Origin of the sequence: Gluconacetobacter azotocaptans, from assembly GCF_014174355.1 — a bacterium.
In the GTDB taxonomy this organism is placed as follows: domain Bacteria; phylum Pseudomonadota; class Alphaproteobacteria; order Acetobacterales; family Acetobacteraceae; genus Gluconacetobacter; species Gluconacetobacter azotocaptans.
Window position 1 is genome coordinate 14128 of the sequence record NZ_JABEQF010000001.1, and the last position, 19688, is coordinate 33815.

Consider the following 19688-nt stretch of genomic DNA (forward strand, 5'->3'; position numbering starts at 1 on the left):
ACGGCCCTTACGGCACTGAGACTGTCTTGGCCCCGGCGGCATCGGTGGCACGAGGCGCCTCCGTGCTGACGGAGAACAGCAGGAAGGGTAATCGGATATGTGATTGGCCGTCGTGAAATCGCGCGACGCGGTCGAGCTGGGCAACCGGAAGCCACAGGCGGCCATCCTGGGCGAGGAACGGCGCGTCCGCCCAGTGCAGGCGGGGATCGGAAAGCATGCGCACGATTGTCCCGGATGCATCGCGCCGATAGAGGCTGTCATCGTTCAGGACCGTGAAATAGAGGTTTCCCTCTTTATCCATGGCGCTTCCGCCGATGGCGGGCAGATCCGCCCATGGGCGGACGGCGGCCGCAAGCTGTTCGGGCGAGGTCGCGGGATTGTCGAGCAGGTCGGTCGGCAGCTTCGACCACGGGCCTTCCAGGGGACCGAAATAGAGCCATTTTCCGTCGGGGCTGACTTCCAGCGGATCCGCATTGACCAGAAGGGGGGCTCCTGCGCCATTTTGGAGAATCCGCCCGTCGACAACGATCGGCCTGGCGGCCTGTGCCATCGTCGCGGGAACACCGGCCAGCACACGGCGGAACTGCCCTGTTCCGAGGTCCAGCACGAGGAGCGCGCCGCGTCCGGCATCGCTGAGATAGGCGTGGCGGCGGTTGAAACGGATATCGTCGATATAGCTGCCCGCCGGCGCGATGTCAGGCCCGAGCGGAAGACACCGCAACACCTCTCCCGTCGTCGGATCGATCCGGATGAGCTTGGCGCCACCCCTGACGGGCGGTGCTCCGAAAGCGGGTGTGCCTGTGTCGACGATCCAGATCTTTCCCTCCGGATCCAGATGCAGGGCGTTGACGCTGACGAAGCGTCGCGCCGCATCGCGTCCCGGCTTCCACCCGTTCCAGGCCGCGTCCGGAAAAGGACGGATCTCCCCTCGCGCATCCAGTTCGCCCACCGCGGGTCCTCCGAACCCGAGCCAGCGGGGACCTGCGACGAAGATGTGCCCGTCAGCCCGCACCACGGCGTTCCACCCTTTCACCCGGCTTTCGGCCTCGATCCGCAGGGACCGGCCCTGCGCAGGGGGCGGGGCATGCATCATCGCACCTGACGCCAGGACGACCAGGCTCATCGCACGCATCAGGATCTTTCTGCCATAAGGCGGGAGTATCATTGCAAGTACCTGTCTGCGCATAGCGTCATATCCCCGCGATGAAGCCGGAGGGCGTGCCATCGGCGGGGTGAATGAAGACCACATCGTCCGGCGCACGACGCGGGGTATCGATCGCCAGAAAGACCGCCGGAGGACGGAGGATACGCGGCACGGCATGAACCGCGCGTTTCGGGAAGACCAGCAGGTGCCCGGGGGCGAATGGTGCTTCCGCGGCGGGATCGTCGATCCAGAACGTCCCCTCTCCCGACAGGACATGCAGGATCTCGTCGCACTGGGTATGGTAATGTGGCGGTACGTCACGATAGATACGAAACGCCCGGATGCTGCGCAGCGGGGAATCCGCCAGATAGGTATCGCGCAGCATAGTCGAGGCGGTTTCGGGGAACGCGGCGACGATGGTGTTGAGATCGAAGCGCCCGCCCCGCCCGTCCGCGGAGGGCATGGTGTTTCCGGTCATGATGAGGTGTCCTCCGCGGCCAGGAGCGTGCGCAACGCCGCCGTGTCGGCCACCTGGCGGAAGGCGGTGATCCTGCCGTCCCGGACTGTCCAGAAATGGGCGAAGGAGATGTCGCCGGCCTTGCCGGCTGCCGAACGCACGCGATAGACGCCGAATGTCGCGACGTTCGGCCCTTCTGTCAGGAAAATTTCCGGCAGGGTGACGTATTCCGAAAAATGCCCCTTCACCGCTGGAAAGAAGCGGTCACTGACGGCTGAGCGTCCTTTGTAGCGGCCTCCAGTCGGGAAGCTCTCCAGCACCTGCCAATCGACGTCGTCGGCAAGCAGGGTAGTGTCGCCGGTTTCATATCAGCGACGCACGATATCCATTGACGTTTCTGTCATGACCGTTCCTCGTCTTCAGTTGCCGAAGCCTTCCAGCACGATCTTGCCCTTTGCGCGTCCGCTTTCGATGACCGCGTGGGCACGACGCAGATTTTCGGCATTGATGAGGCCGTAATGATCTGCCAGCGTCGTACGGATCCGCCCCGCGTCGACGCGTGCGGCGACCTCGTCGAGGAGCGTGCCCTGGGCCGACATGTCGGCTGTCTCGAACAGGGGACGCGTGAACATCAGTTCCCAGTGCAAGGACAGGCTCTTGCGCTTCAGCGGCAGGGCGCTGAGTTCTGCCGGATCATCGATCAGGCCGAAGCGTCCCTGGGGTGCCAGCAGGGCGACGATGTCGTCAAAATGCCGGTCGGTCTGGGTCGTCGAGAAGACGAAGCCGGGCGCGCCTGTCGGCAAGTGCGCGATCTGCGCGGCCAGAGGCTGCGCGTGATCGACTACATGATGCGCGCCCAGTTGACGGACCCATTCTCGGGTCTCGGGCCGTGATGCCGTGGCGATGACCGTCAGGTCGGTGAGCGCCCGTGCAAGCTGGATGGCGATCGACCCGACGCCGCCGGCTCCACCGACGATCAGCAGGGAGGGCGCCGCGCCGGGAACCGCGCGGCGGACGTCGAGCCGGTCGAACAGCATTTCCCATGCCGTGATCGCCGTCAGCGGCAGGGCGGCGGCCTCGGCCCAATCCAGCGATCTTGGCTTGCGGCCGACGATCCGTTCGTCGACCAGATGAAATTGCGCGTTGGTTCCCGCACGCTGCAAGGCACCCGCGTAGAAGACTTCGTCACCGACGGAAAACTTCGAGACGTCGGGTCCGACGGCCGTGACCACGCCGGCCGCATCCCAACCCAGCACGCGCCACTGCCCCGGCTCGGGCGCGGCACTTCTCCGGACCTTGGTATCGACCGGATTGACGGATATCGCCCGAATTTCGACCAGAATGTCGCGCCCGGCCGGCACGGGCTTCGGCAGGTCGATATCCCGCAATGCTTCAGGATTATCGATCGGAAGAGGCGTCTGATAGCCAACGGCACGCATGATTTCCGCTCCATCGTTGATCGGGCGGAAGATGGCGCGCTATGGTCGCAATGCGCAAGAACGCACATATAAAGCCCATAGTATCGGAAATGATACCGTCATGCCGCGTATCCGTCACACATCACTCGACTGCAGCCCCGGCTGCGCCGTCGAGGCCACGCTTGAGCTTATCGATGGCAAATGGAAGGGTGTGATCCTCTATCACCTGCTGGAGGGAACCCTGCGCTTCAACGCCATTCGCAAGCGACTGCCCAACGTCACCCAGCGGATGCTGACGATGCAGCTCCGCGAGCTGGAGCGGGACGGATTCCTGCTGCGGACCGTGTATCCGCAGGTTCCGCCGCGCGTGGAATACAGCCTGACTGAGCTCGGGCGGAGCCTCGAACCGGTCATCATGGCGCTGAAACGGTGGGGAGACAGGCACACCACGTTCGGAAGATCGACTGCTGTCGCCGAGGCAGCGGAGTAGGACAGCCCGATGTGGTGGCACAGCCGGTTGATCCAGGAACACGGACCATCCCCGGGCGCTAGGCTGGTCAGGAGGCGTGTGACGCGGCGATCAGCAGGAACTGATAGCGGATCATAATTTCTGGGTTTCGCGAATAACGCGCGTGAGTTCGCGCAGGCCGGGCGGGAGATGCCGGCGGCTGGAATAATAGATGGCGTACGGCGCCCCCATGGATGTCCACTCCGGCAGGACGATTTCCAGAACGCCGGCGCCGAGTTCCGTCTCGATGCACCGTTCGAGGCAATAGACCAGCCCGATCCCTCGTTTCGCGGCATCGACGGCGGTGTCGGTGTCGTTGACCCGCAAGGGGCCGGGTCCCTCGATCCGGAGCATGGAATCGCCGTTGCCGAGTTCCCACGGATAGGTCGAATGATCGCCGATCCTCATCTGAATGCAGCGATGATCATGCAGGTCCTGGGGCTTCACGGGGCGTCCATGCCGCTCCAGATAGCCGGGCGAGGCCGCGATCACCCAACGCAGCGGTTCCGTCAACGGCACCGCGATCATGTCCTTCGGCACGCGTTCCATGAACCGGATGCCGGCATCGAACCCTTCTTCCACGATATCGACGAGTCGGTCTTCGACGGCGATATCAAGATGGATCAATGGAAACCGTGCGAAGAAATCTTCCCAGATCGGCGCAAGGAGCAGGCGGGCCGCGTCTCTCGGTACGTTCAGCCGCAGCCGTCCGGAGGGACCCGTCCGGTGCCCGGCCAGAGCCGACAGCCCATCATGGATGGCATCGAAGCCCAGGCGCAGAGCCTGCGCCAAATCCTGTCCGGCCGCCGTCAGGGCCGCCGAACGGCTGGTCCGGTGTAGCAGGCGGACGCCGACCCGGCTTTCCAGGCGCCGCATGGCATGGCTCACTGCCGAGGTCGTCAGGCCAAGATCCACGGCGGCCTGCCGGAACCCGCCACATCGCACGATGGTCAGAAAAACATTCAGGTCAGCGAGATCCGAGCGGGCGAAACGGCTCACGAAATGATCTTTCTTCAACGATTCATTGAATAGGAATCATCATATCGCCCTTCTGGCGGCTGGCGAAAGCGCCTATTTCTACGATCATTGTCATTTCGGGCGCGGCCGATGATCAGAGATGCCTGTTCGGACGTGCCGGTTGCCGCGCAATAAATACTTTGTTCTCCAAGGGAATCTTCGATCATGACATGGACTCCGTCCCCGGAACGATATGACGGCGCTTCCTTTCGCCGCTGCGGCCGCTCGGGCCTTGATCTGCCGCCGATCTCGCTCGGCATGTGGCACAATTTCGGCGGCCAGGACGTCTTCGAGACCGGCCGCGCGGTGATCCGCCGCGCGTTCGACCGGGGGGTCACGCATTTCGACCTGGCCAATAATTACGGGCCGCCGTTCGGTTCGGCGGAGGAGAATTTCGGCCTGATCCTCGAAAAGGATTTCCGGAGCCACCGTGACGAGATGATCATTTCGTCCAAGGCCGGCTGGGACATGTGGCCCGGCCCCTACGGCAAGGGCGGGTCGCGCAAATACATCCTGGCGTCGCTGGATCAGAGCCTCAAGCGCATGGGGCTTGATTACGTCGACATCTTCTATTCGCATCGTCCGACGCCGGACGTGCCGCTGGAAGAAACGATGGGCGCGCTGATTCAGATGCACCGTCAGGGCAAGGCGCTCTATGTCGGCATTTCGTCCTACGGGCCGGAGAGAACGCGGCAGGCTGCGCGCATTCTACAGGATGCGGGTGTGCCGCTGCTGATCCATCAGCCGTCCTACTCGCTGTTGAACCGCTGGATCGAGAACGAGCTTCTGGACACGCTGGAAGAGTTGGGTACCGGCTGCATCGCCTTTTCTCCACTGGCCCAGGGGTTGCTGACCGGAAAATATCTGGACGGCGTTCCCGACGCCTCCCGAGCGGCCGTAGGCACGTCCTTCAGCCGCGATATGCTGAGCGAGGAGAACCTGAACCATGTCCGCGCGCTGAATGACATCGCGCGAGAGCGCGGCCAGTCCCTTGCCCAGATGGCAATCGCCTGGGTCCTGCGCGATCCGCGTGTGACGTCCGCGCTCATCGGCGCTCGAAACACGAAACAGCTCGACGACTCGCTTGATGCGCTGAAAAACCTGACTTTCAGTTCCAAGGAACTGGAGCACATCGACCGGCACGCCCATGAAGGCAGCATCGACCTGTGGCGCGGTCTGTCCGACTGAAGTCGATGGTGCCTGGCGGAAGGGGCGGTCCTGTCGCGCGCCTGTGCCATCGAACGCACTGGATCGGACTCTGAGACGGATGAGATCTGTTGTGGTACCTGCGCGACGACGAAACCTGCGGTCGAAGACATCGACGCCGTGTGTCCCGACCGCAATGCTGACCCAACGACCGATTTTTTCTTCGCCCGTCACACGGTGGACTGGGTTATGATATCACGTTTTTCTCTTTAAAAAGAGGGGGTAGAGCGGTGTCGCTGAGTCCGGTCAAGACGGCGTTTGCCGGTGTCGTGGCTTTGGGTGTCGTCGCCTACGGCGTAGCGGTCGCCTATCTCGCGCATTTCGATCATGCGGGCGCACCGCAGATTCCCGCAGGGAGTCCGTCATTGCACGACCCCGTGTCCATGAAGGCCTTCGCGGCTTTTCAGGAGGCACGCTGTGACTACTGCCACGTTGCGGGCACCAATCTGCCTTTCTACTTCAAGCTGCCGCTCGCCAATCAGATCATGGCCCGCGACCTGACCCAGGGTCAGCGTCACTTCCAGTTCCAGCCGATCATCGCGGCGTTCCAGGCCGGCAAGCCGCCCTCCGTCGAGCAGCTCTCGCGGATCGAGGAGGTGATCGCGCAGAACCGGATGCCGCCGTGGGCCTATCTGACCCTTCATTGGCATGCTTATCTCAACGCGCGCCAGCGGCAGGATATTCTGGCCTGGATTCAGGAGCAGCGACGCCGCTACTACGCCACCCCGGGGGTTGCCCCGCAATTCGCCGGCGAAGTCATTCAGCCCATTCCCGAAAGCGTGCCGGTCGATTGGCAGAAGGCCGAGCTGGGACGCACGCTGTTCTTTGACAAGCGCCTGTCGGGCAACGGTCAACTGAACTGTGCCAGCTGCCATGGCCTGAACGAAGGCGGGGTCGATCGTATGGTGACCGCCACCGGGATCAATGGCCAGAAGGGGCCGATCAATACCCCGACGGTCTATAATGCGGTATTCAATCTGGCGCAGTTCTGGAATGGCCGCGCCGCCGATCTGGCTGCCCAGGCGGCCGGCCCCGTGACCAACCCCGTCGAAATGGGATCACATGATTGGGCGAGCGTCGCTGCTGCCATCGCCGCAGTTCCGGAATACGCGACGGCTTTCGAAAGCGTGTACGAACCCAATTCGGTTACCGAGAAAACCGTCACCAACGCGATCGCGGAATATGAAAAGACCCTGATCACACCGAACGGCCGCTTCGATCTGTACCTAAAGGGCGATGCACAGGCCCTGACCGCGCAGGAACGGCGCGGCTATGAACGTTTCAAGCAAATTGGCTGCTCGGGTTGTCATAGTGGCGTCGCCGTTGGCGGCGACGCGTTCGAAATCCTGGGGCTTGAAGGTCCCTATTTCCAGGATCGCGACAAACCGATGACGCCGGTCGACCTGGGCCGCTTCGCGGTCACTCAATCGAAGGCTGATCTGCAGCGCTTCAAGGTACCTAACCTGCGGAATGTCGAGCTGACCTCGCCATACTTCCATGATGGCAGCGCCAAGACCCTGGAGCAGGCGATCCGGGTCATGGCGCGCTACCAGACACCGGATAGTCATATTGGGGAACAGGATGTGGCCGATATCGCCGCTTTCCTCAAAACCCTGACGGGCAAGTATCAGGGGATGAATCTCAAGGACGTGCCTGCGGAGCCGCCGCTGCGCGCCGCTGGCCAATAACCGGCTCCTATTCGAGGTGGCTGTTGGCCCGATCCCGACGCGACGGAAGCGGTTATGCTTGTTCGGCGGGACGCTGGACGATGCCATGCCGTACGTCGCGCGCTCACGTCCTGTGGAGACAGGGGGAACTCTCTTATGCGATGTGCGCTCGTGCAGAACCGTAACCTGATCAGGTGATCGACAGCGGGTGTTTTTCGTGATCGTGACGGAGTATGACAAATGCCCTGGATCGGACGTGTTGTTATTCTGGTCCTGGCGGCCATCGCTGGAGGAATAACATTATACCTGAACGGGAACCCTGGCTTGCCGTGTTGGCTTGTGGGCTCGCATGGTGTGTGCTGATGGCCGCAACCGGCCTCTTTCTGCCAGCGGCTCTGTACTGGAAACAGAAGCGCCGTCATTGAGAAGCGTCGCGGGAGGGTCGTCGGCCTTCCTTGTGTCTGATGACGTGACTCGATTTCCACCTTTCGACGAACGGTTGATCCAAGACATTCATTGACGATACGCTATACGGTGGCGTTACAATCTTGCAGATCGGTTCTCAGTCGATCTGCAGGATGGCCTCGTCCCGCAAGGATGGCAAAGCCTCCCACAGGCATACAAGGGACGCCACTACAGCCTGTAGCCGGAAGGCCTTCACATCGCGCCGTCTGTCCTTAAGCTGGCCGCTCGACTGACGGAAGACACGAGCAACGATGACGACGCGACGGCGCACCAAGGTACAATGAAGGCTCACCATGAGCGGGTTGTCAGCCGACCTCCGGCGGCGTGACGAGGATATCGCGATCTGCTGGCCGAGGCACCTGCTGTCTTGCTCCCGGCAAGATCAATGACCTGATCGGAGACTGGCTCTCCGGCGAGCGGGCCGCAATCGAATTGCCGTCGGCCAACGACGTGACCCGCATGGCGCTCGCCCTGGCGATGGCCACGACGCTGCCGCTGCTTGAGGTGCCCCCTTCAGGGTGGTCCATTGAGTAAGATGGAATTCACTGCTGTGAAACGCCTGGCGACGGTGGTCCGGGTTGAGAGTTGGTCTCCGGCCTTGCTGGCCCCCATGGAGCCAGCAAGTTCTTTGCCCTGGCAGCATATTCTGCCGGTGTCATGTGGTCGAGAGCCGAGTGAGGACGGCTCTCATTATAGTCCCGGCGCCAGGCCTCGATCTGACGCTGAGCCTCGGCGATCGAGCCGAACCAGTGCGGGTTCGGGCATTCGTCCCTCAGCGTGCCGTTGAACGTCTCGATATAGGCATTGTCGGTCGGCTTGCCGGGACGAGAAAAGTCCATGCGAACGCCGTGATGGTAAGCCCATAAATCGACCAGACGCCAGCTGCTGGGTCGAACGATGCTGACGCACGACACCACAGGCGCGGCGCTGGCTGTAGCCGTGGTGCGTCACCACATAAGCCACAACCTCCTTCATGAGCGCCGGCCGGGGAATTTTTTTGACAGCACGTCCTGCAGCACCGCCTTGTCCAGGCTCAGCTTCGCCACCAGCTTCTTGAGCCGCGTATTCTCCTCGACAACCTGCTTCAGTTCCCGAACCTGGTCAGACTCCATACCCGCATACTGCTTCTTCCAGCGGTAGAACGTCTGCTCCGAAATCCCGATCCGCCACCGGCATCCCCAGTTCCGCCTGCTTCAGGCAGGCCACAATCTGCTCCACGCTGAACCGCTTCGTCTTCATCCCGTGAACTCCCTTCATGAGGAAAATCTGCCGGAAAAACTAACACTCAAACCGGACCAGTTTCACGGAGGCAGATCACGCGTGAGCGCCTCTGGTTGCTCGTCCTCTTCCGCCTCATTACAGCCATTTTGCGCCCAACTGGCGCATCTCCGAAGCGGTCGCGACGACGACGTCCGAAAGCAGCGCCGATGCATCCCGGTGCGCCTGACGCGCCGTCACCGTCACAGTTTGGAACCGCCGTCAGCGCGGATGACGTCCCCCGTGACCCAACGGGCATCATCACCCGCAAGGAAGACGATCACCCCGGCAATGTCCTCCGGCGTCGCCACACGCTTGATCGCCTGGATACCCAGGGTGAATTCCCGACCTTCGTTCGTTTCGACGAAACTCGACATGTCAGTGGCGACGACACCCGGTGCGACCGCGTTTACGCGGATGCCACGCAAGCCCAGCTCCGCTGCGAAATGGGTCACCAATGTTGAGATCGCACCCTTTGAGGCGGCATAGGCTGACAGTTCGCCAACGGTTGTGCGGGTCGCCAGCGACGAGGTGAGAATGATGCTGCTTCCAGCGCTCATGATGGGCGACAACTGCTGTACCAGAAAGAACGGTGCTTTGACGTTTACGGAAAACATGTCGTCGAAGTCTTCAACAGTGGTGTCTTCGAGGCGGGCTGGACGCGCGATTCCGGCATTGGCAACGAGAATATCGAGTTTTTCAGAAGATATCTCACGAGCGCGCTCGGACAAGTCGAAAGTCCCTTGAATATCGCGCAAGTCAGCCGGAATGGCATGGGCCTTCCCACCGTTGCCTATGATCTCCGCGACTACGGCATGTGCCGCCTGCTCGCTTGAACTGTAATGGACCAGCACCTCGGCGCCCGCAGTTGCGAGGGCGAGCGCCGTCGCGCGGCCCATGCCACGGGAAGCGCCCGTGACCAAGGCTTTCTTGCCATGAAGTTGAGCCATGGTGTTCTTCCTTGCGTTGGTTCTTACTCTGAGATCGTGCCGGACATGACGTAAAAGCTGCCGTCCATCATTGTGTAGAAGGAACGAGTGGTCTTCGCTTCGAAGTTGTCGCAATGGACAACGGTGGATTTGTCTTCTTCCTGCCAGGAGAGCAGATAGAATCCTCCCTCCAGAGCTGCCCATTGGAATGGCACCGTCATTTTGGCGCCTGTTTGCGGGCCTTCCAGGAATTCGGCGGTAACGGTCGTGCCGTCGTCGGCATAGGTGTTCCGAAAGACGAGGCCTTCGCCGTAGTTCACGACGAACGAGCGTCCGGAGTAGGGAAATAAGTCGGTCTGGTTCATGCCATTCCTGGGATGCTGCTGGTGGGTTCACAGAGGCGCATCGCTCGACGCCGCCACATGCGACAGGATAGGCATCGTTCCAGAGCCGAAAAACAGGCTCTGGTTCCGATCAGATCGGACGTTTACGTCCGCAATCGTCCGATTTAAGCTCAGAAAATGAACAATCTTTCTGGCATTTCCGTGTTCGTCTCCGCAGCGGAGACATTGAGTTTCGTGGAAGCTGGCCGTCTGCTTGGCGTTTCCGCGTCGGCAATCGGCAAAACTGTTGTCCGTCTTGAAGAGCGATTGGGCGTGCGCCTGTTCCACCGCAACACCCGGAGCATGAAACTGACAGCAGAGGGGGCACTCTTCCTTCAACGGTGTCACCGCATTCTGGGAGAACTGGATGCTGCCGAGCAGGAGCTGAGCGATATACGGGCTGCGCCAAAAGGAAAGTTACGCGTGAGCCTTCCGGCGATCGGCACGATGCTGTTGCCTGCGCTCTCAGAATTCATCCAGCGTTACCCCGAAGTTGAACTCGACATCGACTTTTCGGATCGGAAAGTGGATCTGATCGACGAAGGCTTCGATGCGGCAGTCCGCATTGGCGAAACGGATGACACGCGATTGCTCAGCCGTCAGCTCGGCGTTTTTCATCGCAACCTCGTCGCATCGCCTGGTTATTTGAAGAAGGCGGGACGGCCAAAGAGCGCGGCAGAGCTACTGCGCCATACATGCTTGCTCTACCGATTTCCCACGACTGGAAAGATCGAATCATGGCCGGTCCCGGGGTGGGAGAGTATCTTAGGCAGCGGGCAGCTATCGACCGTCAGTTGTAACTCGATCGAGACGCTCACGTATTTTGCTCTTCAAGGACAAGGAGTTGCTTGCTTGCCCGATTTTGAGGTGAGGTCGGCCCTCGCTGATAATAAGCTGGAGCGACTTCTGGTCACAGAGGCTTCCATGCCCCGTGCCATGACGATTTTATGGCCGACCAGCAAACAACTCGCGCCTAAGCTGCGCGCCTTTATTGATCTCCTGACCTCACGGCTTTCATTGAAACAGTAGCGGCTTCACTCATTACGCGCGCCGTGAACCTGATCGTGCAACCTGACAAGTTCTTCCGCTATCATAACGCCCGCTTATCGCTTCCGGAACCGATTAGCGGACTGACCGGAATCCTGGCCATTGTCGTCGCTTCGGCGATCGAACCTGCACCGAAGCTCCACCCGGCGAACCGGGTAGGAAAACCAGGACGCCTGTCCATAGGCCTGCCGGCGTGTCGTGCCGGAAGGCGGCCCGCGCTGATCGTGGAGGCAGGAACAGGGCTGCCATAGTCAGGAGGGGGGACGGATCATCCCGAGTCCCGGTCATGTCCGGCCTTCCCTGATGGGAACGCAGGAGCAGGCCACCCTGGTGTCGGTCTGTCCGACAGGAGACGTCGGGCAGGGCGTGGTGCGCACCCGGTTTGCCCATGTCGGGCATCGGGACATGAACGGTCGGGCTTTGCGTCGGCACGTCGCCTGGAGCGGATGGGACTGCCCATGAGATTGGTGGCAGCCGGTGGCGATTGGATGAGACGGCGGAGCCGACCCTGCGCGAGATGGGCCAGCGCGACGACATCATCAAACGCATCCACCGTGGTCTGAGCGAACAGGGCCTCGAGCGTGCCGTGTCGGCCTGGGTGCTCGCCGGGGAGGACGTGGTCGAGCCCGGGGTCGGCGAGGTCGATCGCCGGGATGCGCACGGCGAGCAACGCGGCAACGAGCGCGATCATTGCCATTGCCCCGAACACCCAGCGGAAGGCGTCGCGGATCGCATTTAACGGAAACGCCGTAGCCGCGATGCCAGCGGCGGGCATATCGAGCGCTGCCCGAAACCGGCTCGTGGTACCCGGCGCGTGCCGCTCCATCACCAGGAGCAGGATCGCCGAAGTCGCCGCCGTGCCCATCACCCCTCCGATCGAGCGCGCGAAGGACAATGTCGCGGTCGCGATGCCCAGGTGCGCCTTGCCACCCGCCCATTGCACCATCGTTTGGGCCGCTGGCATCGTGGTTCCAAGACCAAGCCCGAACAGGGTAGAGGCACCGGCGATCGTCCATGCGCCTTGGTCGATCGTGGCCCGGATCCCGGTCGGCGTCCGCTCGAGGAGCGTCACACCCAGCCTGTCTTCCAGCCGGCTGATCCTCAATCAGCGCCCGGCTTGTGCGCGCCCGTGGCGCACGTTGGCGGCCGCCGGCGCTCTCCCTCATTACGGCGCGACGTCATTCGCGTTCAGGGGCGAGATGCACCGCGAAGCCGCGCGCTCCCGGCGGTGCCAGTCCGGGCAGCAGTTCCATGGTCGGGATCTGGTAGTCGCCGTAATTCTGCTTGCGGTAAGGAATTGGTGCGATCGTCTCCAGGGTCTTCATACGCTCGCGCAATTGCTCCACGAGAAGCGTGAATTTCGGCTCGTCCATCCGGTCGACACGATAGGCCACGAAGGGCGGCAGGACGGTGAAACCGGGATAGAAGAGAATCCCGTGATTGATCGGGAACAACAGATCGTCAATCGGCCCGTTGATCCCGCGGTCCGAATAATGTTCCGGCCACCCGCCTGCGGTGACCATCAGCATTGCACGCTTGCCGGCCATGACCCCTTCGCCATACCGGTCGCCCCAGCGCTGATCGCTGTGTTCGCCCACCCCATAGGCGAAGCCGGAGGCATAGACGCGGTCAACCCAGCCCTTGAGGATGGCCGGCATGGCGAACCACCATAACGGGAACTGCAGAATGACCGTATCGGCCCACAGCAGCTTCTCCTGCTCGGCCTGCACATCGGGCGTCAGCGTATCCGCAGCGAACCCGTCATGGGACGCCTTCCAGACCTTCAGCGGTCCATCCGACGACAAGGCCGGAAAATCGTCCTTATCGACTGCGGCCTTCCAACGCATGGCATAGAGATCCGACACCCGCACCTCATGTCCCTGGGCCGCCAGTTCAGCGACGGCGACATCGAGAAGGGCGCCGTTGAGCGAGTGTCTTTCCGGATGGGCGAAGACGATCAGGACATTCATGGTGCTTCCTCATACGGATGGAAAGAATTGGCGACTTTCCGAGGATAGGCGATAGGCTATTCTCTTCCCATATGGCCTGAGTGGAAGGGACAATGCCGGAAAATGGAACACTCGCATGTCTCGCTTGACCGGATGCGGACGTTCGTCCGCATTGCCGAACGCGGCAATCTCGCGGCGGTCGCCCGGGAAACCGGTGCTGGCCAGTCCACGATCACCCGCCATCTGCGCGAGCTTGAAGAGGCGCTGGGTGTCTCGCTGCTCACCCGCACGACCCGCCGCACGGCGCTGACCGAAGAGGGCACGCGCTATTACGCGCAATGCCTGCAGATCCTGTGCCTGGTCGAACGGGCCAGCCAGGAAATGCGCCAGACGCGCCAGGCGACGGCGGGCACGGTCCGCATCTCCTGCACCGCGGCCCTCGGCGCCCTGTATGTCAGCCGGCTGATCTTTGCCTTCCAGGACCAGAATCCCGGGATACGGGTGGAATTCAGCCTGACCGACGAGCGTGTCGATCTGGTGCGCGATGGCGTTGACATCGCCATCCGTCTCGGCCCGCTGACGGACAGTTCGATGAAGCTGCGGGCGCTGGGTGAAAGCCAGCGCGTGCTGGTGGCCTCGCCGGACTGGCTGTGCCGCAACGGCCCACTGAAGCGGCCGGAAGATCTGCGTGATCTCGAAGGCGTGCGCCTCTCCCGGGTTCACGGTTCCGACCGGCTGGTCCTCCAGGCCCCGAAGGGCAAACATCACATCGTTCCATTCCATGGTCGCCTGAATGTTGATCACGGGCTCGCGGCCCGGGAGGCTTTCCTGGCGGGGCGCGGTTTCGGGCCGGCGCATCGGTGGCTGGTGGAGGACTGCCTTCAGGACGGCCGGCTGGATCTCGTGCTGCCGAACTACAGGCTTCTCCCAGCTCCTCTGAGCATGTTGATCGCGCCGGAGCGGGCGAGCCTGACGCGGGTGCGTCTCTGCGCCGACTTTCTCGGCCACGAAATCGCGAAAATACCCGGCATTGGGCGGTGACGGCGGGTTGGGGCGCTCAGACCGTGGCTCGGGCGCGGATGATGCGCAGCAAACGCCTGCGCAGCAGGCCGCTGACCGGCCGGATCAGATACCAGTATGGCGCGAAACGCCGCCTCGCTTCGGGTGAGGGGCAGGAGACCAGGGTCTCGGTGGTTAGATAGGACGTCCGGTCCGAAACCGGCGTGACCGTGAACGTCAGGAGGAGCTTGCAGACGTCGCTGTCCCGGTTGTGCGTGAAAGCGGCCGCGGAATCGCACGCGACAAGCCCGTAATCGGCTTCCCAGAACGCGCCGACCAGGCCATAGGCCAGTGTAAGAGGATCCGGTTTCCCCAGGCACGTGAAGTCGTCCAGATCGAATGTCTTGCGTCGTGCCTTGTGCAGCAGGCGTCCGGGGAGTTCCCGGAGCCAGAGGGCGCGCCGGGCCAAAGGATCGTCCCTGATCCGGAACTTCTCCACTTCAGCCATGATGACGCTGGGTGGCGCGTGGATCCGGATCCGGTGCCTTTCTCGAAAGTCCGCATGGGGCACGAGGGAATGGACAGCGACGCCGCCGGTACGATCAGGATAGATGTGTGTCATGTGCAATTCAGCCACCTTGAGGCCTTTGGCGATCAGAGTATTGCTATCCGGCGAGGCCGCCATGCAAGGTTGGTTCGGCTTGCGGCCCGTGATGCTGCCATTTGGATACAGGCTTGGCCTGCGGATGAAATCGTGTTCAAGAACATCCTTTCATCGGATGAATAGCACCTGAATGAGCGTTTGCACATGACCCGCACGGCTCCTCTCGTTCGCCTGCCCCGGCCGTCCCTCGTTGCGTCGGCGCTCGAAGCCATGCGCGACCAGATTGCCACGGGTGCGTGGCCGGTGGGTCAGCGGATCCCGCGGGAAGCTGAACTTGCCGACATGCTTCAGATCGGCCGCAATACCGTGCGAGAGGCCGTTCGCGTTCTTTCGCACGCAGGGGTTCTCGAGGTGCGTCAGGGTGACGGGACCTATGTCCGGACGGTCGAGGACCCTGTCAGCATCATGCAGGCAATCAGTCGGTCGAGCCTGCGCGATCATTTCGAATTGCGCGCCGTGCTGGAGGTCGAAGCCGCGCGCCGCGCCGCCGAACGCCGGTCGGCACGCGACCTCCGTGCGATGCAGAAGGCGCTGAAGGCGCGCGGCGACTGGACCGAGGGGCGCGATGTCGACGAGTTTCTGGAGCGCGACGCGACATTCCATCTGGCCATTGCCGAAGCCGGGCGGAACGGCGCGCTGACTGAGCTTTATCGCTACTTTCTGACCGTCGCGAGGCAGGCGGCGCGTTCTGCCATGATCGAGCATGATGTCGCCGAACCCGGATTGGTGTTGCATGAGCGCCTGTTTCAGGCCATCGAGGCCCAGGACAGCGCACAAGCGGCGCGAGCGGCTAAGGCCGTGCTGCGGCCCCTGATCAGGACTCTGTCTTGAGGTGATGACGCCGTCGTGAGCCCGGTCGCTCTCGCCTCAACGCGGCTGTCCGACGGCGTTCGCACTGTTCCCGAAACTGGATATCTATTTGACTGCAGCGTAACTGAAGCAGTCGCGTGGGAGTTTGCTTACATTGGGGTGAATGATACAACGTCGCAGGATGCCTTCGCGCTTTAAACCCGCTTTTTCCATAACTCGTGCGGAGCCTAAATTTTCTACGTCGCAGATACCACTAATTCTGAAACACTCTTTTTGAGACAGCATTAAGATAACTGACCTTTTCAATACTTCTGTCATGATTCCCCGTCCCCACCATGGACGTGTCAATACATACCCAAACTCCACATGGAATGAATTGATTTGACGCAAAGAAAAGAGGCCACGAAACCCGCCTTCTTTATTATCATAAATTGAATACGTTCTCGAGATATGTGGAGGCACGGAAAGACAATCTGAAACAAATTCTTCTGTATCGGACAAGATTTTGTGTGGCATCCAGATGGTATAAAGTGATACTTCTGGATCCTGAGCATAGCTCAAAAATATTTCTTTAGCGTCCGTCATGGACAACGGACGAAGTAAATGGTTTGTGGTGCGGAAGGATTCTGGCAGCATATTGGCGAATATGAATTGCGGCGATGTATCTGGCAAGAACAAGCAAGCTGCACGGTAAGATTATTGATGACGGGACGCATGGCCGATTTTCCGGCCTCATGGTTCATGATGGACATTCCGCTTACCCGGCCAAGACTGACGCGGCTGTAAGCGCCTCGAGCCCCGGTAGCGCGTCGTCTTACCTCCCGAATAGAAAGGGCCGACCCGACTTCACGCCTGGATTGAAAGCCTGGCGTCGTCGGACACCGACGGCTCCTCGAACAGCGGCGGCCGTTTCGGCCCCATGATCTGGACGACCTTCTGTCGAAGCCATTGATGGACCTGGTCGGTGTCGTGTCGGGGATGCCACGCTTGGAAGATCGTCACCGGCTCCAGCTCGAGCGGCAGGGGAAAGCCATAAAGACCCATTCGGTCGAGCATCGTCGCGTCGGTCAGGATGTCCGGCGCCGGGAGAATCAGATTGGTCTGTGACAGCCCTTGAAGCGCGGCATAGAAGGAGGTCAGCAGCAGGGCGACAGTGCGTTCGAGCCCATACTGATCGGCAAGGACCTCGTCGATCGGTCCCCGTCGCCGCCCCCGGCGCGAGACGGCGATGTGATCGTAGGCCACCAGCGTCTGGGGTGTGATGTCACCCAGCAGGATCGGATGACCGGCGCGTACGACCCCGCGAAAGCGGCTCTCGAACAGAGTCTGGCGCATGATTTCGGGGCGCAGGAACGCCGTGGCGCCGATATAGAGATCGATGCCGCCCTGCCGCAGGAAATCGCTGTCGTCGCTGTTCGATTCCGCCGTGAAAATCAGCGTGGTGTCCGGGCAGTCGGCGCGCAGGGCGCGCAGCAGCGCCTCGGCGAACGGGCCGATCACCACATCGGCGGCCCGGATTCGAAACGTCGGCGTCAGGCCGGCGAAATCCAGGGCATGCCGTGGACGATACAGGTCACTGATCGCCGACAGGATCTGACTGACGCGCGGCTGCATCTGCAAGGCGCGCGGCGTCGGCACCATGTGTCGGCCCGACTGCACCAGAATGGCGTCGTGAAACGTCTCGCGCAGGCGGGACAGGATGCGGCTCATTGTCGCGGCGCTGACCTGCAGCCTCGCGGCTGCGCCCGTGACGCTCGATTCCTCGACCAGAACGTTCATCGCCTGCAGAAGATTGAGATCGTAGCCGCGCGCCACGTGTGCCATCCGGTCTTCCTTTGTCATGCGGGCCCGGCCCTGAAGTGGCTGATAAATACCCAATCATAGGATGAATATGCCGGAACCAGCCAGCGCCTCCGCCGAGGCTGGCAGAGACGTCGTTGCGTCGCAACCGGAATCTGACATCCGACCGTTCCATATCTGCTTTCCGACGATTTCATAATTGAGTGTTCACAAATATAGGATGTTTATCCAAGACTGCCGCCATTAGCTCAAACGATGCTGTTGCGAGGTGTCCTATGGACCACGCTGATACGCTGACGCGGCCGCACCCCGACGGGCTGTCCAAGCCTGCGCCCATGCAACCGGAACCACCTCCCGCGCCGCCTAAGGCGCCGGTGTTCGGTCCGCGCCTGGCCACGGGGTTGGCGGGCATGCTGCTGGCGGTCCTGCTGGCGGGGTTCAACGAACACACGACCGAGGCGGGGCTCGCCGATATCCGAGGCGCGTTCCATCTGGGGCACGACGAGGGGACCTGGATTACCGCCCTGTTCGAGGCGTTCAACATCGCCGCGATGGCGTTCGCCCCCTGGTGCTCGGTCACGTTCTCCATCCGTCGCCTGACGATCGCGATGACAGGGCTGGTCGGGATGCTGGGAATGGCGGCACCCTTCATGCCGAACCTGTCGTCCGTTCTGCTGCTGCGCTGCGTGCAGGGGCTGGCCTGCGGCAGTCTGCCGCCGATGCTGATGACGGTGGCGCTGCGTTTCCTGCCGCCCAACATCAAGATCTACGGTCTGGGCGCTTACGCTTTGACGGCCACCTTCGGACCAAACCTCGGCGGTGCGCCGTTGGCGGGCTTCTGGTTCGAGTATGTCGGCTGGCCGTTCCTGTTCTGGCAGATCGTGCCACTGTGCCTCATCTCCATGGTGTGCGTGGCGTGGGGCCTGCCGCAGGACCCGGTCCGGTTGGAGCGTTTCCGTCAATTCGACTGGCGTGGCCTGCTGACCGGGTTGCCCGCGATCTGCATGCTGGTGATCGCGCTGGAGCAGGGGGACCGGCTGGACTGGTTCCGCTCGCCGCTGATCACCCATCTGTTCTTTGGTGGCGGGTTCCTCTTCGTGCTGTTCGTCGTCAATGAATGGTTCCACCCGGTGCCGTTCTTCCGCATCCAGTTGCTCAAGCAGCGCAACGTGACGGATGCGCTGTTGACGCTGGCGGCGGTTCTGATGCTGGGCGCGGTCACGGCGGAGATCCCGACGGTCTATCTGGAGGAGGTGCGCGGCTATCGCCCGATCCAGATCGCGCCGGTCATGCTGATCCTCGCGGTGCCGCAATTGCTGGCGCTGCCGCTGGTCTCCGCCCTGTGCAATATCCGCCGGGTGGATTGCCGTCATGTGCTGATGGCCGGGCTGGCGATCCAGGGCCTGTCCTATTTCCTGGGCACCTGGATCGATGCCGACTGGGTACGCGAGAATTTCTACGCCATGCAGCTCCTGCAGGTGGCCAGCGAGCCGATGATGGTCATCGCAATCCTGATGCTGGCGACGATGGGCCTGGGCCCGGCCGACGGGCCGTTCATCTCGGGCATGTTCAACATGACCAAGGGACTGGCCAACGCCATCGCGGCCGGTGTCATCTCGGCCTTGCTGCGCCGGCGCGAGCAATTCCATTCCACCATGCTGCTCGACACCTATGGCACCAACCATAACGCATTGCAGCCCTGGGGCGACCCGGCGCAGGCGCTGCTGGCGCCGCACATCACCGATCCGGCCCGGCTGGACTGGAACATGACCGTCCTGCTGCACGGCGAGGCGTCGGAACAGGCGCTCATTCTGGCCTGTGCCGACATCTACACGATCATGATCGGCGTCTGCGCTGCGCTGTTCGCCCTCAATCTGGTTCTGCCGCAACGGGTCTATCCGCCCCGCGCGCCATCCACCTCCGCTCCCGCGCGCTGATGGGGGCGGACAGTATTTCATGTGAGAATGA

20 protein-coding genes and 1 pseudogene are annotated in these 19688 nt (G+C 62.0%); 7 read left to right on the forward strand and 14 right to left on the reverse strand.

Annotated features, from left to right (window positions below; genetic code table 11):
• Nucleotides 1-7: 7 nt before the first annotated feature.
• The 4 genes from HLH34_RS00105 to HLH34_RS00120 all read right to left on the reverse strand — a co-directional run bounded on the left by HLH34_RS00105 (nucleotide 8) and on the right by HLH34_RS00120 (nucleotide 3040).
• A complete protein-coding gene (locus HLH34_RS00105) occupies nucleotides 8-949 on the reverse strand; it encodes a major royal jelly family protein (RefSeq protein WP_264784195.1) in 942 nt (313 codons plus the stop codon).
• Nucleotides 950-1190: 241 nt separating this feature from the next.
• Nucleotides 1191-1622 (reverse strand): cupin domain-containing protein, encoded by a 432-nt coding sequence (locus tag HLH34_RS00110; protein WP_204736485.1) that lies wholly within the window; start codon nucleotides 1620-1622, stop codon nucleotides 1191-1193.
• The gene (locus HLH34_RS00115) at nucleotides 1619-1948 is read right to left on the reverse strand and encodes a nuclear transport factor 2 family protein (protein WP_264784199.1); all 330 of its coding nucleotides are present in this window, start codon (nucleotides 1946-1948) and stop codon (nucleotides 1619-1621) included. The genes HLH34_RS00110 and HLH34_RS00115 overlap by 4 nt, the downstream gene beginning before the upstream one ends.
• 72 nt (nucleotides 1949-2020) lie before the next feature.
• Nucleotides 2021-3040: a zinc-binding alcohol dehydrogenase family protein gene (locus tag HLH34_RS00120; protein ID WP_183117580.1), complete on the reverse strand. Its 1020-nt coding sequence runs from the start codon at nucleotides 3038-3040 to the stop codon at nucleotides 2021-2023.
• Between the two features lie 100 nt (nucleotides 3041-3140).
• Between HLH34_RS00120 and HLH34_RS00125 the strand changes: the two genes are divergently transcribed.
• Nucleotides 3141-3509 (forward strand): winged helix-turn-helix transcriptional regulator, encoded by a 369-nt coding sequence (locus tag HLH34_RS00125; RefSeq protein WP_204736487.1) that lies wholly within the window; start codon nucleotides 3141-3143, stop codon nucleotides 3507-3509.
• Between the two features lie 111 nt (nucleotides 3510-3620).
• On the opposite strand, the gene HLH34_RS00130 is transcribed toward HLH34_RS00125, so the two are convergent.
• Nucleotides 3621-4526 carry a LysR family transcriptional regulator gene (locus HLH34_RS00130; RefSeq protein WP_183117581.1) on the reverse strand — a complete coding sequence of 302 codons (906 nt, stop codon included), beginning with the start codon at nucleotides 4524-4526 and terminating at the stop codon, nucleotides 3621-3623.
• A 14-nt stretch (nucleotides 4527-4540) separates the two neighbouring features.
• Nucleotides 4541-4711 (reverse strand): hypothetical protein, encoded by a 171-nt coding sequence (locus tag HLH34_RS00135; protein WP_183117582.1) that lies wholly within the window; start codon nucleotides 4709-4711, stop codon nucleotides 4541-4543.
• Between HLH34_RS00135 and mgrA the strand changes: the two genes are divergently transcribed.
• Together mgrA and HLH34_RS00145 are read left to right on the forward strand one after the other, a co-directional pair.
• Nucleotides 4710-5732, forward strand: a complete 1023-nt coding sequence (mgrA, locus tag HLH34_RS00140) for an L-glyceraldehyde 3-phosphate reductase (protein WP_183117583.1) — start codon at nucleotides 4710-4712, stop codon at nucleotides 5730-5732. The two genes, HLH34_RS00135 and mgrA, sit on opposite strands and share 2 nt — an antisense overlap.
• 248 nt (nucleotides 5733-5980) lie before the next feature.
• The gene (locus HLH34_RS00145) at nucleotides 5981-7438 is read left to right on the forward strand and encodes a cytochrome-c peroxidase (protein WP_264784196.1); all 1458 of its coding nucleotides are present in this window, start codon (nucleotides 5981-5983) and stop codon (nucleotides 7436-7438) included.
• A 986-nt stretch (nucleotides 7439-8424) separates the two neighbouring features.
• Here the strand turns inward: HLH34_RS00145 and HLH34_RS00150 are convergent.
• From HLH34_RS00150 to HLH34_RS00160, 3 genes and pseudogenes are all read right to left on the reverse strand, one after another.
• A pseudogene (locus HLH34_RS00150) lies at nucleotides 8425-9121 on the reverse strand (integrase core domain-containing protein).
• A gap of 221 nt (nucleotides 9122-9342) precedes the next feature.
• Entirely contained in the window at nucleotides 9343-10089 is a 747-nt protein-coding gene (locus tag HLH34_RS00155; RefSeq protein WP_183117584.1) for an SDR family NAD(P)-dependent oxidoreductase, read from the reverse strand.
• A gap of 23 nt (nucleotides 10090-10112) precedes the next feature.
• The gene (locus HLH34_RS00160) at nucleotides 10113-10433 is read right to left on the reverse strand and encodes a MoaF-related domain-containing protein (protein WP_183117585.1); all 321 of its coding nucleotides are present in this window, start codon (nucleotides 10431-10433) and stop codon (nucleotides 10113-10115) included.
• A gap of 156 nt (nucleotides 10434-10589) precedes the next feature.
• On the opposite strand from HLH34_RS00160, the gene HLH34_RS00165 reads away from it, so the two are divergent.
• The gene (locus tag HLH34_RS00165; RefSeq protein WP_183117586.1) at nucleotides 10590-11480 is read left to right on the forward strand and encodes a LysR family transcriptional regulator; all 891 of its coding nucleotides are present in this window, start codon (nucleotides 10590-10592) and stop codon (nucleotides 11478-11480) included.
• Between the two features lie 286 nt (nucleotides 11481-11766).
• On the opposite strand, the gene HLH34_RS19865 is transcribed toward HLH34_RS00165, so the two are convergent.
• Together HLH34_RS19865 and HLH34_RS00175 are read right to left on the reverse strand one after the other, a co-directional pair.
• Complete coding sequence (locus HLH34_RS19865) at nucleotides 11767-12570, reverse strand: hypothetical protein (protein WP_456305542.1); 804 nt, start codon at nucleotides 12568-12570, stop codon at nucleotides 11767-11769.
• 106 nt (nucleotides 12571-12676) lie between these two features.
• Complete coding sequence (locus HLH34_RS00175) at nucleotides 12677-13468, reverse strand: NAD(P)H-dependent oxidoreductase (protein WP_183117587.1); 792 nt, start codon at nucleotides 13466-13468, stop codon at nucleotides 12677-12679.
• 102 nt (nucleotides 13469-13570) lie between these two features.
• Between HLH34_RS00175 and HLH34_RS00180 the strand changes: the two genes are divergently transcribed.
• Nucleotides 13571-14488 carry a LysR family transcriptional regulator gene (locus tag HLH34_RS00180; protein WP_183117588.1) on the forward strand — a complete coding sequence of 306 codons (918 nt, stop codon included), beginning with the start codon at nucleotides 13571-13573 and terminating at the stop codon, nucleotides 14486-14488.
• Between the two features lie 16 nt (nucleotides 14489-14504).
• On the opposite strand, the gene HLH34_RS00185 is transcribed toward HLH34_RS00180, so the two are convergent.
• Entirely contained in the window at nucleotides 14505-15131 is a 627-nt protein-coding gene (locus HLH34_RS00185; protein ID WP_240161296.1) for a hypothetical protein, read from the reverse strand.
• Nucleotides 15132-15254: 123 nt separating this feature from the next.
• Between HLH34_RS00185 and HLH34_RS00190 the strand changes: the two genes are divergently transcribed.
• Entirely contained in the window at nucleotides 15255-15941 is a 687-nt protein-coding gene (locus tag HLH34_RS00190) for a FadR/GntR family transcriptional regulator (RefSeq protein ID WP_183117589.1), read from the forward strand.
• An 84-nt stretch (nucleotides 15942-16025) separates the two neighbouring features.
• Here the strand turns inward: HLH34_RS00190 and HLH34_RS00195 are convergent, their stop codons facing one another.
• Nucleotides 16026-16592 (reverse strand): GNAT family N-acetyltransferase, encoded by a 567-nt coding sequence (locus tag HLH34_RS00195; RefSeq protein ID WP_220791976.1) that lies wholly within the window; start codon nucleotides 16590-16592, stop codon nucleotides 16026-16028.
• 174 nt (nucleotides 16593-16766) lie between these two features.
• Complete coding sequence (locus HLH34_RS00200; protein ID WP_244959525.1) at nucleotides 16767-17744, reverse strand: LysR family transcriptional regulator; 978 nt, start codon at nucleotides 17742-17744, stop codon at nucleotides 16767-16769.
• A gap of 251 nt (nucleotides 17745-17995) precedes the next feature.
• Between HLH34_RS00200 and HLH34_RS00205 the strand changes: the two genes are divergently transcribed.
• Nucleotides 17996-19657, forward strand: coding sequence for an MFS transporter (locus tag HLH34_RS00205; RefSeq protein WP_183117591.1), 1662 nt, complete (start codon nucleotides 17996-17998; stop codon nucleotides 19655-19657).
• Nucleotides 19658-19688: the final 31 nt, after the last annotated feature.